Raw genomic sequence first — 17,629 nt, forward strand, 5'->3', positions numbered from 1 at the left:
TTCTCATCATAGCCAAAGAAGTATGACAACAGTGTGTCATACTTCTTTATAAAGGTGTAGGGCTTGTTCAATTTGTTGTTTTAATATGATTCGTAACTCGGCAGGTTCTAACACTTCAGCACCATCCCCAAAGCTAAGCAAGATCGACCATAACCATTTGGCTTCAAGAGGTTTATAGATAGGAATACGCATGATCATACTTCCATCAGACTGAAATGTTTTGTCTGCTTGCTGAAATTGATCCAGTGCTTCTGCTAAAGATTGAGGGGCTACACGAATTACAATTTCTTTTAATTGGTTTCCCCATTCTGGCTCAGTCTGTTGAATTTGTTGTGGAGTACATGGATGAGGTTGAAAATCTTCAGTCGTTAACTGTACATTCATCATTCGAGATAAGCGAAACTCTCGATAATCCTGTTTGGTCTGGCAAAAGCCATGAACATACCACGTACTATATTTGAAATGAAGCCAGAGCGGTTCGATCTTCCGATGAGTATGTTCATTATTGGCATTAATATAATCAAAATGGACTACTTTGGTATTATTAATCCCTTGACGTAGATAAATAAGAGCATAAGGTTCTGTTCGGTATGTATCGAAATTGATTGCTAGATTAGAATTGTGATGTTCAGGCGCGACTGTCTGTAGACGTTCAATTGTACTTTGCGCACGTTCATCTTGAAAGACAGTGGAAAGGCTGGTTAGCACAGTAATTAATGAATCGACATCATATGCACCAAGCAGACTTTTGTCCATTTTATATCCATCTATAATCCCATATCCACCACTACTTCCTTGATACGATACAATGGGTAATCCAGCCGCGCAGAGTACATCAATATCCCGATAGATTGTTCGTTGCGATACCTGAAACTGTTCAGCCAAGACAGAAGCAGATAACACTTCGTGATTAAGCAATTTGTAGATCATCGCAATCAATCGCTCTAATTTCATAGATTTATCCCGCCTATTGTTATGATTTATTTGCTTCTTATTTGGATCATAGTGAGTTGATTTATTACTTAATCTATAACAGTATACCTTAGAATATAATAAAAGATGTTTTAGGATTTAGAAAAGGGGAGTTAGATTTTAAAAAAGTAAACATACATGCTATAAGCGTTATAATATAAGCAAGATATGGGTACGAAATGTTTGATATAGAGGAGAGGATATTCTTATGGATCATAATCAAATGCGCTATACAACATATACATCAAAGCATAGCGATATTATCGAGCAAGGCATAGAACCTATTCAAACGTTTCTGACTGAAGAGAGTACACAAGAAAAGCTTAATTTATTATTTTGTATGGATAAATATCTTGATCCATGGTTTGGATATAATCTACCTCATTTTGACGAGATTATTTTTCTTCTGGAACAGCATTTATTTTTGCAAGAAAATGATGAAGTGAAAGAAGAAATTATCCAGCTACTGTGTATGTATTCTCTTCAAAATCTTGATTATATAGCAGAACATATTAATAAGATCGATCCTAAATGGTTATCGGAGACAGTTTATGCACTTGGATTAACATATAATCCTAAATATATTCCTGTTATATTACCATATACGTTGGATGATAACCCTGCTGTGCAACAATCTGCTGCTGAAGCATTGCGACTATTGGAGCAAGTGAAAAACTGATATCCAAAAAGAAAAAACAGTTCATAATTATCGTTACGTATTTAGGTATTATCGTTATCAAAAAAGTGAGTTGTACACCTGTAGAATCTAGATATCATAAAGGAGTATACATGATTACTATAAATGCTTTGCTGATCGGGGCGGGTATTATCCTTATTGCAAGCTTTGTACAAGGATTAACAAGTTTTGGATTTGCTTTAATCGCTTTGCCATTACTTAGTTTATTTCTACCGATTCAGCGTGTCGTGCCGATGATTGTCATATTAAGTATGCTGATTTGCTTGTTAGTCTTATGTTCTGTCTACAGGGATACCAATATTCGCAAAATCGGATTATTAATTATCGCAAGTGTGCTTATGGCTCCGGTCGGAACATTATTTTTGCTTATTATTAGCGGAAATACTCTTAAAATGGTGACAGGTATACTGATTACATTGTTTGCTGTGTTTTTATTAAGTGGACGCACGATTCCGATAGCTAATGAAAAAGTCGCTTATCTTTCCGCAGGCGCTTTGAGTGGCATACTTAGTGGCAGTATATCGGTTAGCGGGCCTCCGATGGCATTGATGTTGTCTAATCAAGGCATGTCCAAACAGATGTTTCGAGCCAATCTTGCTTTAGTCGGTGTGATATTAAATGGAGTCACGATCATTACATTTGTATATAGTGGATTGATCGATCAGGAAATGAGTCTATATCTAGGTTGGATGTTACCGGTGATGCTAATCGGAACATGGATAGGAGTCAAAGCGGTTACCTATTTGAACGAGCAGAAATTTAAAAAGTATTCACTGGGTTTGATTATTTTATCAGGAATTTGGACGTTATTAGCAGGTCTAGGTGTGATATAAAATGAACTACATGCTACGTAGTAAAACTAAAAAGAGAACAGTCCTGTATAAGGATCTGTTCTCTTTTTAATTGTATTGTATATAAAGCATTATCGTTATCAAAAATTGATCTTTACAACTTTACCCATGCTTCCAATCCATCCGGTTGATCAGGATTGATATTCTGACGCTCTGCACTGGCTAATGCCACCATTTGTGGAATAAAAATAAAAGGAATCCCTTGAGCTGCTGGATGCAAAGGTTGTTCTAAAACAATGCCTAAATTTACCCATGCATCTGAAATCCGATTGGAGTGATCTGCTAACGCAATAATTCGTGCTCCACGAGCATGGATATCTTGAATAAGATTGTGTTGATACTCTGTACCTTCTCCAGTTAATGCCGCAATCACCAATGTATCTTGATCAATAGTCACCATTGGGCCATGGCGAACATCTAACAAGTGAAAAGCATGGGCTTCTGCTTGCGCAATTTCAGTGATAGCAATCGCACCTTCATTAGCTAATCCTTGTAATTCACCATCTGCTAATAAAATTACACGTTTCCATGTAAAATCAGCCACTTCTCGAATTGAAGCTTCTACTTTTTCCATGTAAGCTTCACCCATTTGAATTGCACTTTGGATATCTTCAATTAATTTTTCATTATTACTCCAAAAAGCATTAATCAACAGATTAGCTACATACAAATTGGTGACTGTACGAGTCTGGCATACACTATGATCAAATGCCCATGGTAATTCTAACGATAAATCAGCTTCTGTAGATAAAGGAGAATTGGATACACAAGATAGAGAAAGAACAGAAAGAGGTTGTTGTTTACGTACACGTTGAATAGCTTCTATAATTTCGCTTGTACTACCTGAACGTGATGGAGCGACCAATAATGTATTTGCCAAAAGGGGAGCATACCGCTCTGCATTTAGCATGAGATCGCCGCCTGCTAATGCGGATGCAGGCATGTTTGTATATAAACGAGTAGAAAAAGCAGCCGATTCACTTAAACAGTAACTAGAACCGCAGCCTACAAATGTAATTGAACTAGGCTGTACTTGTTCGCGTAAATCTTGAATAGCATTACGATGTTCTAACATATAATTGAATGTCTGATGTAGCGCTGTGTATTGCTTTTTTACTTCCTGATACGTTAAATTCATCAGTTAACCTCCATATAGTATATTTTGCAAAATAATCATTACAATTGGTACTTACCATATAGTATATTTCTTTAATTTGATTTTTTCAATCATTATTATGACGAAATAAATCAAATAAGACTATTTGAATATTTTATTTTACATTTATAATCAAAAAATAAATAAATTTATAAAAAAAATCAAAAAAAGATTGTTTTGATCATTAATTAAGAGTATTATAATTAAAAAATGATCTAAAGAGTCAATTTAAATGATTTATTCAATCATTAAGGAGATGCTAATATGCCAATTATTTCATCAACTGCTATGCTACAAAAGGCAAGAGAACATCACTATGCTGTAGCTGCTTTCAATGTACATACTTTGGAAATGCTACAGGCTGTTGTCGATGCTGCTACAGAAATGGAATCTCCACTTATTATCCAATCGACAGTAGGTACTGTTCGTCATTTAGGTGCTAAGTATCTAGTCGAAGCAGCTACGGTTGCTGCGAATCAATCTTCTATTCCTATTGCACTTCATTTGGATCATTGTACAGAGTTCAATCTTATTATTGAATGTATACGGGCAGGCTATACGTCGGTCATGATTGATGCTTCTATGCACCCTTATGATGAAAATGTAGCAATCACTAGCAAAGTCATGGAAATTGCAACGGCTGCTGGTGTGAACGTCGAAGCAGAGCTTGGAAAAGTAGGCGGCGTAGAAGACGATATCGTTGTCGATGAGCAAGATGCTCTATTAGCAGATCCTGAAGAATGTCTGAAATTTGTAAAACAAACAGGAGTACTCACATTAGCACCTGCGATCGGAACAGCACATGGTATTTACAAAGGTGATCCTCATATTGATTTTGAGCGAATAGAGCAAATTGCAAAGTTAGTCGATGTTCCACTGGTACTTCATGGAGGTTCAGGTATTCCAGCAGAACAAGTGAAGCGAGCTGTTGCTCTAGGTATGTCCAAAATGAATGTAGCTACTGAATTACGTATCGCTTTCTCAGATGCGATTAAACATATTTTTGATGAAAATCCTTCCGAAAATGATCCACGTAAATATATGGTTCCTGCCAAAGAAGCTGTGAAACAATTAGCGATACAAAAAATTGGACTATGCGGATCGGCAGGTAAAGCAGGCGTTTTACAATGATTACGACGGTGACCTTAAATGCAGCAGTCGATAAAACGTATTACATGGATTCATTTGCTACACATCAGGTCAATCGGGTCAGACGTGTACTCACAGAACCAGGTGGTAAAGGAAACAATGTAGCAAAAATCATCAAACTATTAGGCGGCGAAGTGACTGCTTCTGGTTGTATAGGAGGAGACAATGGACAACTAATAGATCGCTTGCTACAAACGCGAGAAATAAGTACAGATTTTGTTATAGCATCAGGTGAATCAAGAATATGTCTCAATCTTATTGATGAATCCAGTCAACATTCTTCTACTGAATTGTTAGAACCCGGACTTACGATTTCTTCATCACAATGGATAGCCATCAAGCAGAAAATACAACAAATTGCTCAGTTATCTACTATTATTGTTTTTTCAGGAAGTTTACCTCAAGGAGTAGCGGCGAATGGATATGCTGAACTCATCGAAATCGTACAACAGGCAGGTGTACATGCTTTTTTGGATACAAGTGGAGTTGCTTTTACAGATTCAATCCAAGCTAGACCTTATTTTATCAAACCGAATCAACAAGAGTTAGAGCAATGGACAAATACCTCGCTGACGACAGATCAACAATACATTGATGCGGCTTGGCTTCTAGTTGATCGTGGTATAGAGAAAGTCTGTATTACGCGAGGAAGTCAAGGGTCTATTGCGATTATCAATAAGCAAGTTTATCAAGTGATATCTCCATCTATTCAAGCCATCAATACAGTAGGGTGCGGTGATGCTTTTGTAGCAGGTATGGCATTTGCAACATCAAGACAGTACGATCCTGTACAACAGTTAAAGTTAGCTTCTGCTGTTGCGACTGCAAATGCATTATCTGAAAAAGCAGGCGATATGGATTATGCGACTTATCTGGAGTTAGAATCTGCTGTTCAGGTCATTCCCTTATAAAAGCGAATAAAATCATCCTACAATAGATGCTTGCAATTCATTCTGTAATCATAGAAAATGATTAAAAAGAGCATAATCATATGAATAATGCTCATAAAAATCAAAGGAGATTGCAGAAATGGAGTATTCTAAAAGTGAATTACGACGTACAAAAATAATGGATATGATCAAAAAGAATGGCAAAATATCTGTCCAAGAAATCACTAGCGTTATTGGTTGCTCTGAAGCTACCGCTAGACGTGATCTCGATCTTATGGAGAAAGAAGGACAATTGATTCGTACAATTGGTGGAGCTGTCTACGAAGGTGGAGGCAAAATCAATCAAGATGAAGTTCCATTTGTTGATAAACAGTTTGCTCAGCAACCAGATAAGCAAAAAATCGCGGAAGCTGCTGCTGCATTAGTAGTCGATGGGGATGTTATTGGACTTACAGGTGGTACAACTACTTTTTTGATCGCTATGGAATTAAAGCATCGCAAAAATATCACTGTTGTTACCAATGCAGTCAATATTGCTTTTGAATTGGCAGATGCCGAAGGGGTTCAAGTGGTGCTCACAGGTGGTGTCATGCGCTCGCAAAGTTACGAATTAATCGGCCCTTTAGCTGAAAGTGTTATTCAGAAGATTAATTTGAGCAAAATGTTTCTGGGTGTAGATGGGGTAGCATCTGAACGGGGGTTTACTATGCATTCTGAATTAGAAGTACGGATTGCTCAGCAATTAAGTGAACGTTCTAGTGAAGTATATGCTGTGTTCGACCAAAGTAAACTTGAAAAAACAGCTTTGTTTACGATTATGCCTTTAAAAGAAGTGACCGGCATTATCACTAATGCACATCCCGACTCCTGGTTACAGCAATTATGTGACAAAGAACATGTTCAACTACAATTAGTCTAATGATTGAGATATCCATCTGATCGTATTGCTATTACGTATAGACAAGGTTGCTTATATCTAATATACAACTTTTGTCTATACGCTATAAGTAATAGGGATAGAGTATGTGAGAGTACTGCATTTGAAAGGGGGAATTTATTGATATGCTTACTAAGGTTTTGAACTACCTTATCTTACTGGTCTTGATTACGGTGATGCTAGCAGGATGTGCATCGAATTCTAAAAATGTAGGCTCTTCTGGTAAAACTAAAATTATATTTTGGGCACATCAAGAAAGTGCAATGAATGATGCATATAACAAGCTAATCAAAGCCTATGAAGCCAAACACCCCGATATCGAAATTGAATTTCAGACTTTTCCGTATGACGTTTATAATCAAAAACTTAAAGCCTCTTTTTCTGCACAAAATCCTCCCGATGTAGCTGAGATGTTTGGTACATGGGTTCCAGAGTATAGTAAAAATGGAGCACTAACTGAAGTTCCTAATATCGAAAAGATCAGCAAAGAATATTATCCAGCCCCATTAGGAGCGTATCAATACAATGGAAAGTTGTATGGCTTACCGCTTGAATATAATCTTGAAAATGGAGGTATGTTAATCCATCCTGAAATGTTCAAAAATAAAGGGCTAGAGTATCCGCCCAAAACATGGGCTGATTTAGTCGAAAGTGCCAAACTATTAACGGTACGTAATGATAATAGTATTCAAATCAAAGGATTTGATTTTGTTTCTTTAGACAATATTACGTTTACCTTTCTCTCTATGATTTTGCAGCAGAATGGAAAGTACTGGGGAACAGACAATCATGTAAACTTTCAAACTCCAGAAGCTATCCAATCAATGAATACGCTTACTTCTTTGGTGAGTGTAGATAAAGTGACTGATCTTTCTGTTTTTGGCGGTCAATTGGATAGTTCAGATTACTTTTTCCGTGGCAATTCTGCTATGACCTATCGTGGGCCTTGGACGGTTGCTTCTGGACTGAATAACTATAAGATGAAAGACTTTGAGTATGTCCCTGTTCCTTCATTTACGAATGAGAATCCTTATTTCGCGGCAGAATCAGGATGGGGTGTAGTGGTAGCCAGTAAAAGTGAAATCCAGAAGCAAGCTTTGAATTTTATTCAATTTTTAAGTGAAAATGAAAATCTGCTTCAATGGAATATAAGTACATTTACGGTTCCTCCCAAAAAAGAAGTCGCGAATAATCCTAAATTTTTGAAGGAAAATCCGTACATGAAAGCACCGCTTGATATTTTGCAGTATGGTCAATGGATTGGGCCTATTACAGATCGAGATTATTTCTTCAAACAGATTAATGATAACTTTCAATTGATTGTAAGCGGACAGATCACCGTCGAAACAGGTCTAAGTAATATAGAAAAATCAATCAATTCAAGTCAAGACCAACACAAGTAGTCGAGGTGAATAGCGAATGAATAAAAGTATCGAAGCTGGAAATACCAGCAAAAGGACATTCGATAAAGGAACGACTCGGTCATATCAAAATGAGAAATGGTTTGTGCGTATTGCTCTAGCCCCGATTCTGCTTCTTTTTGGAGTATTTGCTTTTCTACCGATTGCTTGGAGTTTATTGTTATCTTTTTACGATTATAGTCCGCTCAGTAATCATGCTGTTTTTACAGGAATGAAAAATTATACATTGTTACTTCAAGATGCAGTCTTTCTAAAATCGCTCTGGGTTACTTTTAAATTCGTTGGTATTACTGTTATCAGCAATATTGCGATTACATTAATTATTGCAAGTGCGATCTATGCAATACGAATACAATGGCTTAAAAACTTATTTCGTACCCTGTTCTTTTTACCAGCGATTGCTCCACTAGCGGGAACAGCTATTGTTTGGACAACTATTTTGAATTATGACAGTGGATTATTCAATGTGATTCTGGGTCAGCTACATATTGCTCCTGTTCACTGGTTAAGTGATCCCAAATATGCTTTGTTATCCGTCATTATGATGACGCTCTGGGCAGATATTGGCTATAATATTGTGCTATTTATAGCAGGCAGAGAGTCTATTGCTGATATGTATTATGAAGCGGCTATTCTGGATGGCGCTAATCGCTGGCATTTGTTCTTTTTTGTCACATTGCCTTTATTGCGGAGAACGATGTTATTTGTAACGATCACTACAGTGATTTCATATTTTCAAGCATTTCCACAATTCCAGATCATGACCAAAGGAGAGCCATTTAACGAAACAAGGGTCTTAGCGCTTAATATTTATGACCAAGCTTTTTCCAATTCCAATATGGGCTATGCTTCGGCAATGGCAACTATATTCCTAATCATCATTTTAATCGTAACGTTAATTCAGTTCCGATTAGGACGTGCTAGCTGGGAACAATAAGAGGAGGAGATACAGATGCAACGAAAAAGTCCATGGTTGGATTCGATCGTATTGGTGTTTCTAATCGTGACAGCGGTGGCAATGATGGTTCCCTATCTATGGATGGTAGTATCTTCTTTCAAAAGTAATATGGATATCATGTCAGGTCAGGGAAGTTTTTTTCCAAATCATCCGACATTAGAAGGATATTTTACTGTATTTGAAGATGCTCCCTTTGTGAAATGGATGTGGAATAGCGCTATTTCAGCAGTCATTATCACCATCATTACACTGTTTACAAGTGCGCTTGCAGGTTACGTTTTTGCTAAGCATCAATTTAAAGGCAAACGCATCTTATTTATATTGATTCTGGCAACCATGATGATTCCTTTTCAAGTGATTATGATTCCCACATATCTGATCACTGCAAGACTTGGATTGATTGATCATTTAGCCGCTATTATTTTGCCTAACCTTGTTAGTTCTTATGGAGTGTTCTTAGCCAAACAATTTATTGAAGATATCCCGCAAGACTTGCTGGATGCTGCGCGAATAGATGGTGCTGGTGAATTACGACTGATGATTCGAATTATTGCTCCTCTTATTTTGCCGATGCTATCAGCGCTTGGTATCTTTACATTTATGAATGCATGGAACAATTATCTATGGCCGTTAATCGTACTGAATGATACCGATCATATGACGGTACCTCTGGCACTTGTGTATTTTAACGGAACTCATGTGATCAATTACAATGTTGTGATGTCTGCGGCTGTCTTAATTACTTTACCTGTAATGGTTGTTTTCCTTATTTTCCAAAAGCAATTTATCAAAGGCTTAACTATGACAGGTATGAAATAACAATATTCCATCATAATCAACATGCAGAGAGGACGAATTATAATGACAAAAATATCTATTATTGGTGCAGGTAGTGCTTTTACACAAGATATCACAACAGATATCTTAAACATAGAAGGAATCGATGGAGGAACGATTGCGTTAGTCGATCTTGATGCAAAGCGTCTGGATATTGCTCGTCGTATGGTCGAAAAGTTGATTGAAATGACAGGTAATCGTTGGAACGTTATCGCTTCTACAGATCGACGTGAAGTTATTGGCGGTTCTCAATTTGTAATTAATCAGATTGAAGTCGGTGGATTGCAAAATGTAAGGTACGAGTATGAGATTCCTCTTAAATACAATGTAAATCAGTGTATAGGAGACACGCTTGGGCCAGGTGGTTTGTTCAAAACGTTGCGGACACTCCCAAGCTGGATCGACATTGTGAGAGATATTGAAGACCTTGCTCCTCATGCTACCATTTTGAATTATACGAATCCGATGTCAGCAGTCACTTTACTGACTTCACGGATTACCGAACTTCCGGTAGTCGGTCTATGTCACTCGATTCAGAATACATCCAGTCAATTAGCAGAATATGCAGGTGTACCTTACAACGAATTAGAATGGCGAGCAGGTGGCATTAATCATATGTCATGGTTCGTTGAACTCAAGCATAAAGGTCAAGACTTGTACCCTGTATTACTGGAAAAAATAAAAGACGAAGAGTTGCTACGTCAAGATCCTGTGCGTTTAGACGCAATGAAATACTTAGGTGCTTTTGTATCTGAATCAAGCGGACACTTTTCTGAATATATTCCTTATTATCGTAAACGTCAGGAATTAATTGATCAGCACTGCAATACAGGATATAACGGTGCAACAGGATTTTATGCAGATAACTGGCCCACCTGGAGAAAAGAAAACGATGAGCGCATCTTGCAACAATTAGAAGGTACTTTACCTATCGAATTGAAAAATAGTAATGAGTATGCAGCGGTTATTATAGAAGCCATGCTAAAAAATGAACCTAAAGTGATCTATGGTAATGTACCTAATCAAGGGCTTATCCATAATTTACCGCAAAATGGTGTAGTGGAAGTGGCTTGTATGATTGATGGTAATGGAATCAATCCTTGTCAGTTCGGTAGTCTACCTGAACATCTAGCTGCGCTGTGTCGCTCGAATATGGCATTTTTTGAACTAGCTGTAGGTGCTGTACTCGGTAATGATAAAGAAATGGCACGTCATGCGTTGATGTCTGATCCATTAACAGCGGCAGTCTGTTCACTTGAAGAAATCAGCAACATGTTCGATGAATTATATGAAGTGGAACGGGAATTTATCCCGAATATGAAATAATGATGAGTACTAAAGCATCACATACACCCATTGCAAGTGTTGTTGTCGTTGGCGAATTGAATGTTGATATGATTCTAACTGGAGAAGATATTGTACCGGAATGGAATCGAGAAAAGATAGCTAATCAATTCGAAATTGTTTTGGGATCGTCTTCAGCGATTACGGCTTGTGCACTCGCTAGTCTTGGCGTTGAAGTGAAATTTGTAAGTGTAGTGGGAGCAGATTATTTTGGAGAATTTTGTATACAAGAATTACAGCGAATGGGCGTAAATACAGATTATATCCATACGCGTTCGGATATCCAAACAGGAGTGACATTATCATTTTCTACTTCGTCTGATCGTGGTCTTGTCACCTATCCGGGAAGTATTCCATGTGTTACACCTGATATGGTGCCAGAATCATTGCTTCGTGAAGCCGATCATTTACACTTCGGTTCCTACTATTTACAAGATCAGATGAGAGAGCATTGGTCAACGTTGTTTGCACAGGCACAGCAGCTAGGCGTAAGCACTTCTTTTGATACCGGTTGGGACATTCGTAATCTATGGGATCGTTCAGGAATTGAACAATTATTAACAACTACTAACTTGTTTATTCCAAGTGAAGAAGAGATATTGCATATTTATAACACTTCGCACATGGAAGAAGTTATTACGCAACTACCTAATCTTATAGGCAATGTGATCGTAAAATTAGGTTCTCAAGGTTCTTTGCTTGTTGATGCAACCAAGCAACCGCTAACGATTCGCTCTTATCCGGTGACGCCTATTGATACGACAGGAGCAGGAGACTGCTTCAATGCCGGGATCATTTATGGATATTTGCAAGGTTATCGAAGAGCCACTTTGTTAGAATTTGCAAATGCTTGTGGTGCTTTATCTACTCAAGGAGTAGGCGGTACAGGAGCTTTACCGACTTTACAGCAGATAGACCATATACAGATGAGTCATTCTTAACGTGTTTATTCTTTAAAGGAGGTGAGCTTGTAATACTTATTCTGCTATACAAGGGGTAAGCAACAACGTTAATGTATCGCAATTCACTATTTCAGAGGAGCTGATGATGAAGTGTTCAAGTCCATCAAAAAAGTAGTGCTAGGCGCAAGTATGGTGTTGTTAGTAACCACAGGTATTCAGTGGAATACTTCTCAAGCGGTAGCCGCAGAAACCCAATATTATGTATCCACCAGTGGTAGTGATTCTAATGCAGGGACATTGAGCGCTCCTTGGAAAACACTGCAACATGCCGCAGATGTAGCTACAGCAGGAAGTACTGTCTATATTCGTGGAGGTACGTATAATCAGAAGCTGAAAATCACCAAGTCAGGCTCTTCTACAGGAGCTATCACTTTTAGCAACTATGCTTCTGAAAAACCTATCATTGATGGAACAGGATTAAGTGTTACAGGATTAGAAGGATTAATCGATATTCAAAATGCTGATTACATTACTATTCAAGGGTTAGAACTTAGTAATTACAAAACAGCTACTAAAGATTTACTACCGATTGGTATCTATGTCCATGGCAAAGGAAGCAATATCAAGCTACTCAATAACAAAATCCATGATATCAAAAGTACAGCTACACCTACATCTACATCAAGTGGAGACATCTGGTTAGGACGTGATGCTCATGGTATTGCTGTCTATGGAACCCAAGCTCCAGCTTCTATCAATAATCTGACCATCAGCGGAAATGAATTATATAATTTAGTGTTAGGTACAAGTGAAGCATTAGTGGTCAACGGGAATGTAGATACATTTTCAATTCTCAACAATACGATCCATGATGCAGACAACATTGGGATTGATGTAATAGGATTCGAAGGTAAATCTCCAACAGTTGCTTACGATCAAGCTCGTAATGGATTGGTTCAAGGTAATAAAGTGTATAATATTACGTCCAATAATAATGTATCTTATGGTCCTGTACCTAATAACACCAATTCCGCAGATGGTATTTATGTAGATGGTGGAAAAGACACGATTATTGAGCGTAACTACAGTTACAACAACGATATCGGTATCGAAATTGCTTCTGAACATGCAGGCAAAGCGACCGACAATATTACAGTTCGTAGCAATATGGTCTATAAAAACCGCTTAACCGGTATTGCTATGGGGGGTTATGATACAGGTCGTGGTTCAACCACTAACTCCAAAATCGTGAATAATACGCTGTACAAAAACGATACATTAGGTGACGATAATGGACAATTATTAGTCCAATACGATACTTCCAATAACATTATCAAAAATAATATTATGGTAGCTGGTTCTTCCAATGCTTTGATCACGAATCCGTATACCAAAAATTCAGGTAACGTAGTTGACTACAATTTATACTTTGCTTCAGGTAGTAGTGATTCTACATTTTGGATTTGGAAAAACAAAGAGTATAACGGATTTGCGGCTTACAAATCAGGATCAGGTAATGATGCTCATTCCATCTTCGCAGATCCTAAGTTTGTAGATGTAAGTGCAGATAATTATCATATTCAGACCACTTCACCTGCTGTAGATAAAGGATCAACAGATACAGCGATTATTGGAACGGCTGATATTGACGGACAAAATCGAGTATCTGGCAGTGCAGTGAATATTGGAGCCGATGAGTAATTGGTATACCCAATATCTATGATCTATCAATAGCAAAAAAAGCGACTATCCGGTATAAATAATATATCTGGATAGTCGCTTTTTTGTGAAGTATCATTTTGAATACCTTTAATATAGTGACATTTCTCTATACATAGATTAATTAGATTAAATTCTTTCAATTTTTAAATAAAAAGGGTGTGAAACTGCTTAGTGGACTTGATGATTTTATCAGCCATTTGGACGTAGTTAGCGGGGTTAGGTGTGATTTGATATATAGTTAAGCAAACGATTACTTGCTTTTGTGAAATTTATTTCTATATTTATGTATGATAGTATGCTTATTTAGGGTAAGTAAGTAATAATTGTACATAGTTACCGACTGAAGTAACTAAACCAATTTATTCATATCGAAAAGCAGATTTGAAAACGAGAGGAGCAACTGAGTATGACTACAAATGATTGGAATGCGGCTGATTCAGGTACATTCAAAATTGGCGGAGAACTAAGTGTACATCGACTTGGCTATGGCAGTATGCAATTGACAGGTAAAGGCGTATGGGGTGATCCCAAAGATCCTGATGAAGCTGTTCGTGTTCTTCAACGTGCGGTTGAATTAGGTGTTAACTTTATTGATACGGCTGATTCTTACGGCCCTTTCGTAGCTGAACAGTTGATCCGTAAAGCATTGCATCCTTATAAAGATGATCTAGTTATTGCTACCAAAGCAGGCTTAACGCGTTCAGGGCCAAATGACTGGCGTCCTGTAGGGCGTCCTGAATATTTGCGCCAACAAGCTGAACTAAGTCTACGTCATCTAGGATTGGAACGTATTGATCTGTTCCAACTTCACCGCATCGATCCTAAAGTTCCACTAGAAGAACAATTAGGCGAACTTGAGAAACTGCGTCAAGAAGGTAAAATTCGCTATATTGGTCTGAGTGAGGTTAGTGTAGACGAGTTGCGAGAAGCGAACAAGATTACTCCGATTGCTTCTGTGCAAAATCTATATAATCTATCTAATCGTCAATCTGAAGAACTGCTCAATGAAGCGGAAAAGAACAATATTGCTTTTATTCCTTGGTTCCCGCTGGCTACCGGTAAATTAGCTCAAGAAGGCGGCCCGCTTGACGAAATCTCCAAACGTCTAAATGCTCAACCTGCTCAAGTGGCACTTGCTTGGTTATTGCGTCGTTCTCCTGTGGTATTGCCTATTCCGGGTACATCGACAGTATCGCATCTAGAGCAAAATGTTCAAGCTGTAGAATTGAAGTTGAGTGACGAAGACTTTGAGACACTCAATCAATTGAAATAAGATTGAAAATTTATTTATCTGTTTGAATGATAGATTTTTATTAAATAAAACCAACTCCTAGTAGCTGATGATAAGCTTTTAGGAGTTGGTTATTATTTTGCGATATGTTAGTATAATAAAAAATACTATTGATAATTGGACAGATATTATCTTTTAAAATAAATAGCTCCATCTAAATCTGCGAGAAGTGTAGAATGAACTGGTTTCCAGCCTAGTTGTTGCTGAGTTATTTGACTTGAAGCAGGAATATTGATCCAAGTGAAATGAGCTAGCCAACCAAAATGTTCTTTCGCTCGAGTAGTAGGGATGCTAACGACAGGTACATTCAAATGTTGACCGATGATTGTAGCAATATCGCGTAATAAAATGCCTTCCTCTCCAATAGCATGTAACATAGAACCGGCAGTAGCTTGTTCCACAGCTAAACGATAAAGGCGTGCAGCATCTAAACGATGAACAGCAGGCCAATGATTATTTCCTTCTTCGATATAAGCAGATACTCCTTTACTTTGAGCTATGCGAATCAAAGCGGGAATAAAACCGCCTGTATCACCCTCACCATGAACAGAAGGCGGAAGTCTAATCACAGATACTTTTACATTCTGAGAAGAAAGAGACAATGCCAACTCTTCAGAAGCAAAGCGGTGTTGAGTCATTGAATTTCGATCAGGCGAAGAGTGTTCAGTGGCAAGCTGATTGGATGCAAGATGTCCAATTACCGATGTAACGACAAAAGGTCGATTGGTTCCAGCAAGTTCAGCACCTATCGTTTCAATTGCACGTCGATCTATTTCTCCAGCAGAGGTCACATCAGAAAAGTCATGAATAAATGCAGCATGAATAACGCCATCTGTTGTAGCTACACCTTGTCGCAAACTTTCCAAATCTGTTAAAGAACCACGTTGTACTGTAGCACCCCATTCTGTAAGCTTGTTTGCTGATTCTTCTGAACGAGCAAGTCCAAGTACTTCGTGTCCAGCTTGGATTAATTCTTTTACAATAGCTGACCCAATAAATCCTGTTGCCCCTGTGACAAAAACGCGCATAATTGATTTCCTCCTAAAATGAGATAGCATGATGATGTGAAAAATTAGCTATCTATTGACTGTTTTCTTGTCGCTACAAGATACATTTAGTATAGCTTTTGCTTTATATTGATCATTGTCTATTCCATTTCGCTTTTTGCCTGATTCTACAAATATCGTTTCATAACTATTCAATACCGGTCGATTTCTTTACAAATATAAAAAACTCACAGTAATAGCACCATGAGTTTTGGAAGTAGCTTTTGATATTGTGCATCCTGATCAAGTAGTCGCAAAATAATAGTGTGTATTATTTTTTGATCAACAGATCATTCTACCATTTGTGGGTTTTGTCGTAATCTTGCTATATCCCGACTCGGTGGATTACCGAAACACCGACTATAATCGCGACTGAATTGTGAATCACTTACATAGCCGACTAATCGACACGCTGTATTCGCATCAATAGAATTGGCTAACATCAGACGTCTCGCTTCGTGAAGCCGTAACGTTTTTTGATACTGTAACGGACTCATCGAAGTGACTGATTTGAAATGCACATGAAATGAAGAAACGCTCATATGCGCAATTTCTGCTAATTCAGCAACTTTGATTGGTTGTGAAAAGTGATCACGAAGCCAGTCTATCACTTTAGCGATTCGTTGCACTTCAACCTCGCCAAATCCTGTTTCAGCAATAGATATTCCGATAGGGCTACGCAATACACGTATCATTATTTCTTCTAGTATCAATGGTGCAATCATGTTACGATCTTCAGCATTTTGCAAACATTCTAATAAGCGAATCGAGGCGTTTATTATACTGGAATCAGTGTTTGCGATATATCCTTTGCTTTGTTGATGAGTTGTAGAAAGTCCGTTAGGGTACAATCTCAATACCAGTTCACTTAATTTCTGTGGATCTAATTCTAATTTGATTCCAAGATAAGGGTGCGAAAGACTGGTCTCTGTAATCTGGATATCTAATGGTAAGGCGATCGGAAGTAAGATCATCTGTGATTTACCAAAAGAAAAAACGCTATTTTCTATAGTGATTGCTTTGGCACCTTGAGCAACAATAATGAGAGATGTAGAAAAAAATGTCTTGATTGTATCTGGAGTGATATAGGAGTAGCGACTGACATGTAATCCCGATATATATTTACTTAAATCTACCGTTCCTTCATGAGGAGCAAGCACAGAAATTAAATGTGCTAATTGTACAGTCTCTATATCCTGTACACGGGTATATGAATCTACTGACACAACAGATGTATGGTTATCTTTGATTTTAGATGTAGGAAGATTATTGATTTTCATATTTACCTGTAACTCCTTAGGTGTGGTGTATTCCGAATCTTACCGATATAGCGATAATCTTTATTATACATACTCTTCAAGCGATGTATATTTTTTTGTGCTGAAAACAATATACAGATAGAAAGAGTAGGTTTTTCGAGTAGTTATCTACTATAAACTTGGATTATATTATACGA

16 protein-coding genes are annotated in these 17,629 nt (G+C 37.7%); 12 read left to right on the forward strand and 4 right to left on the reverse strand.

Going from position 1 to position 17,629, the window contains the following annotated elements; genetic code table 11:
* Positions 1-36 precede the first annotated feature (36 nt).
* On the reverse strand, positions 37-954 hold the full coding sequence (locus ACFSGI_RS09975) for a helix-turn-helix transcriptional regulator (protein WP_204823989.1): 918 nt from the start codon (positions 952-954) through the stop codon (positions 37-39).
* A gap of 226 nt (positions 955-1,180) precedes the next feature.
* Between ACFSGI_RS09975 and ACFSGI_RS09980 the strand changes: the two genes are divergently transcribed.
* Both ACFSGI_RS09980 and ACFSGI_RS09985 read left to right on the forward strand, forming a co-directional pair.
* Positions 1,181-1,651 (forward strand): HEAT repeat domain-containing protein, encoded by a 471-nt coding sequence (locus tag ACFSGI_RS09980; RefSeq protein WP_204823990.1) that lies wholly within the window; start codon positions 1,181-1,183, stop codon positions 1,649-1,651.
* A gap of 110 nt (positions 1,652-1,761) precedes the next feature.
* The gene (locus tag ACFSGI_RS09985; RefSeq protein ID WP_204823991.1) at positions 1,762-2,502 is read left to right on the forward strand and encodes a sulfite exporter TauE/SafE family protein; all 741 of its coding nucleotides are present in this window, start codon (positions 1,762-1,764) and stop codon (positions 2,500-2,502) included.
* A 112-nt stretch (positions 2,503-2,614) separates the two neighbouring features.
* Here ACFSGI_RS09985 and ACFSGI_RS09990 read toward each other — a convergent pair whose 3' ends face one another.
* Positions 2,615-3,658: an SIS domain-containing protein gene (locus tag ACFSGI_RS09990; RefSeq protein WP_204823992.1), complete on the reverse strand. Its 1,044-nt coding sequence runs from the start codon at positions 3,656-3,658 to the stop codon at positions 2,615-2,617.
* Between the two features lie 282 nt (positions 3,659-3,940).
* Here ACFSGI_RS09990 and fba point away from each other — a divergent pair, with 282 nt between their 5' ends.
* From fba to ACFSGI_RS10040, 10 genes are all read left to right on the forward strand, one after another.
* Positions 3,941-4,807: a class II fructose-1,6-bisphosphate aldolase gene (gene fba, locus ACFSGI_RS09995; RefSeq protein ID WP_204823993.1), complete on the forward strand. Its 867-nt coding sequence runs from the start codon at positions 3,941-3,943 to the stop codon at positions 4,805-4,807.
* Complete coding sequence (locus ACFSGI_RS10000) at positions 4,804-5,736, forward strand: 1-phosphofructokinase family hexose kinase (protein WP_204823994.1); 933 nt, start codon at positions 4,804-4,806, stop codon at positions 5,734-5,736. Before fba ends, ACFSGI_RS10000 begins: the two co-directional genes overlap by 4 nt.
* Before the next feature lie 118 nt (positions 5,737-5,854).
* Positions 5,855-6,634: a DeoR/GlpR family DNA-binding transcription regulator gene (locus ACFSGI_RS10005; RefSeq protein WP_204823995.1), complete on the forward strand. Its 780-nt coding sequence runs from the start codon at positions 5,855-5,857 to the stop codon at positions 6,632-6,634.
* Between the two features lie 143 nt (positions 6,635-6,777).
* Positions 6,778-8,055 (forward strand): ABC transporter substrate-binding protein, encoded by a 1,278-nt coding sequence (locus ACFSGI_RS10010; RefSeq protein ID WP_379283106.1) that lies wholly within the window; start codon positions 6,778-6,780, stop codon positions 8,053-8,055.
* 16 nt (positions 8,056-8,071) lie between these two features.
* Positions 8,072-9,010, forward strand: a complete 939-nt coding sequence (locus ACFSGI_RS10015) for a carbohydrate ABC transporter permease (RefSeq protein WP_204823996.1) — start codon at positions 8,072-8,074, stop codon at positions 9,008-9,010.
* A gap of 15 nt (positions 9,011-9,025) precedes the next feature.
* Positions 9,026-9,850 (forward strand): carbohydrate ABC transporter permease, encoded by an 825-nt coding sequence (locus ACFSGI_RS10020; RefSeq protein WP_204823997.1) that lies wholly within the window; start codon positions 9,026-9,028, stop codon positions 9,848-9,850.
* 42 nt (positions 9,851-9,892) lie between these two features.
* Positions 9,893-11,194, forward strand: coding sequence for an alpha-galactosidase (gene melA / locus ACFSGI_RS10025; RefSeq protein ID WP_204823998.1), 1,302 nt, complete (start codon positions 9,893-9,895; stop codon positions 11,192-11,194).
* A gap of 2 nt (positions 11,195-11,196) precedes the next feature.
* Positions 11,197-12,153 (forward strand): carbohydrate kinase family protein, encoded by a 957-nt coding sequence (locus tag ACFSGI_RS10030; RefSeq protein ID WP_379283109.1) that lies wholly within the window; start codon positions 11,197-11,199, stop codon positions 12,151-12,153.
* Between the two features lie 150 nt (positions 12,154-12,303).
* Complete coding sequence (locus ACFSGI_RS10035; protein WP_204824977.1) at positions 12,304-13,815, forward strand: right-handed parallel beta-helix repeat-containing protein; 1,512 nt, start codon at positions 12,304-12,306, stop codon at positions 13,813-13,815.
* 427 nt (positions 13,816-14,242) lie between these two features.
* Positions 14,243-15,109 carry an aldo/keto reductase gene (locus ACFSGI_RS10040; protein ID WP_204824000.1) on the forward strand — a complete coding sequence of 289 codons (867 nt, stop codon included), beginning with the start codon at positions 14,243-14,245 and terminating at the stop codon, positions 15,107-15,109.
* A gap of 146 nt (positions 15,110-15,255) precedes the next feature.
* On the opposite strand, the gene ACFSGI_RS10045 is transcribed toward ACFSGI_RS10040, so the two are convergent.
* Positions 15,256-16,155 carry an SDR family oxidoreductase gene (locus ACFSGI_RS10045; RefSeq protein WP_204824001.1) on the reverse strand — a complete coding sequence of 300 codons (900 nt, stop codon included), beginning with the start codon at positions 16,153-16,155 and terminating at the stop codon, positions 15,256-15,258.
* 308 nt (positions 16,156-16,463) lie between these two features.
* On the reverse strand, positions 16,464-17,453 hold the full coding sequence (locus ACFSGI_RS10050) for an AraC family transcriptional regulator (RefSeq protein ID WP_204824002.1): 990 nt from the start codon (positions 17,451-17,453) through the stop codon (positions 16,464-16,466).
* Between the last annotated feature and the right edge of the window lie 176 nt (positions 17,454-17,629).

It is taken from the genome of Paenibacillus nicotianae (assembly GCF_042681745.1).
Lineage (GTDB): Bacteria > Bacillota > Bacilli > Paenibacillales > Paenibacillaceae > Saccharibacillus > Saccharibacillus nicotianae.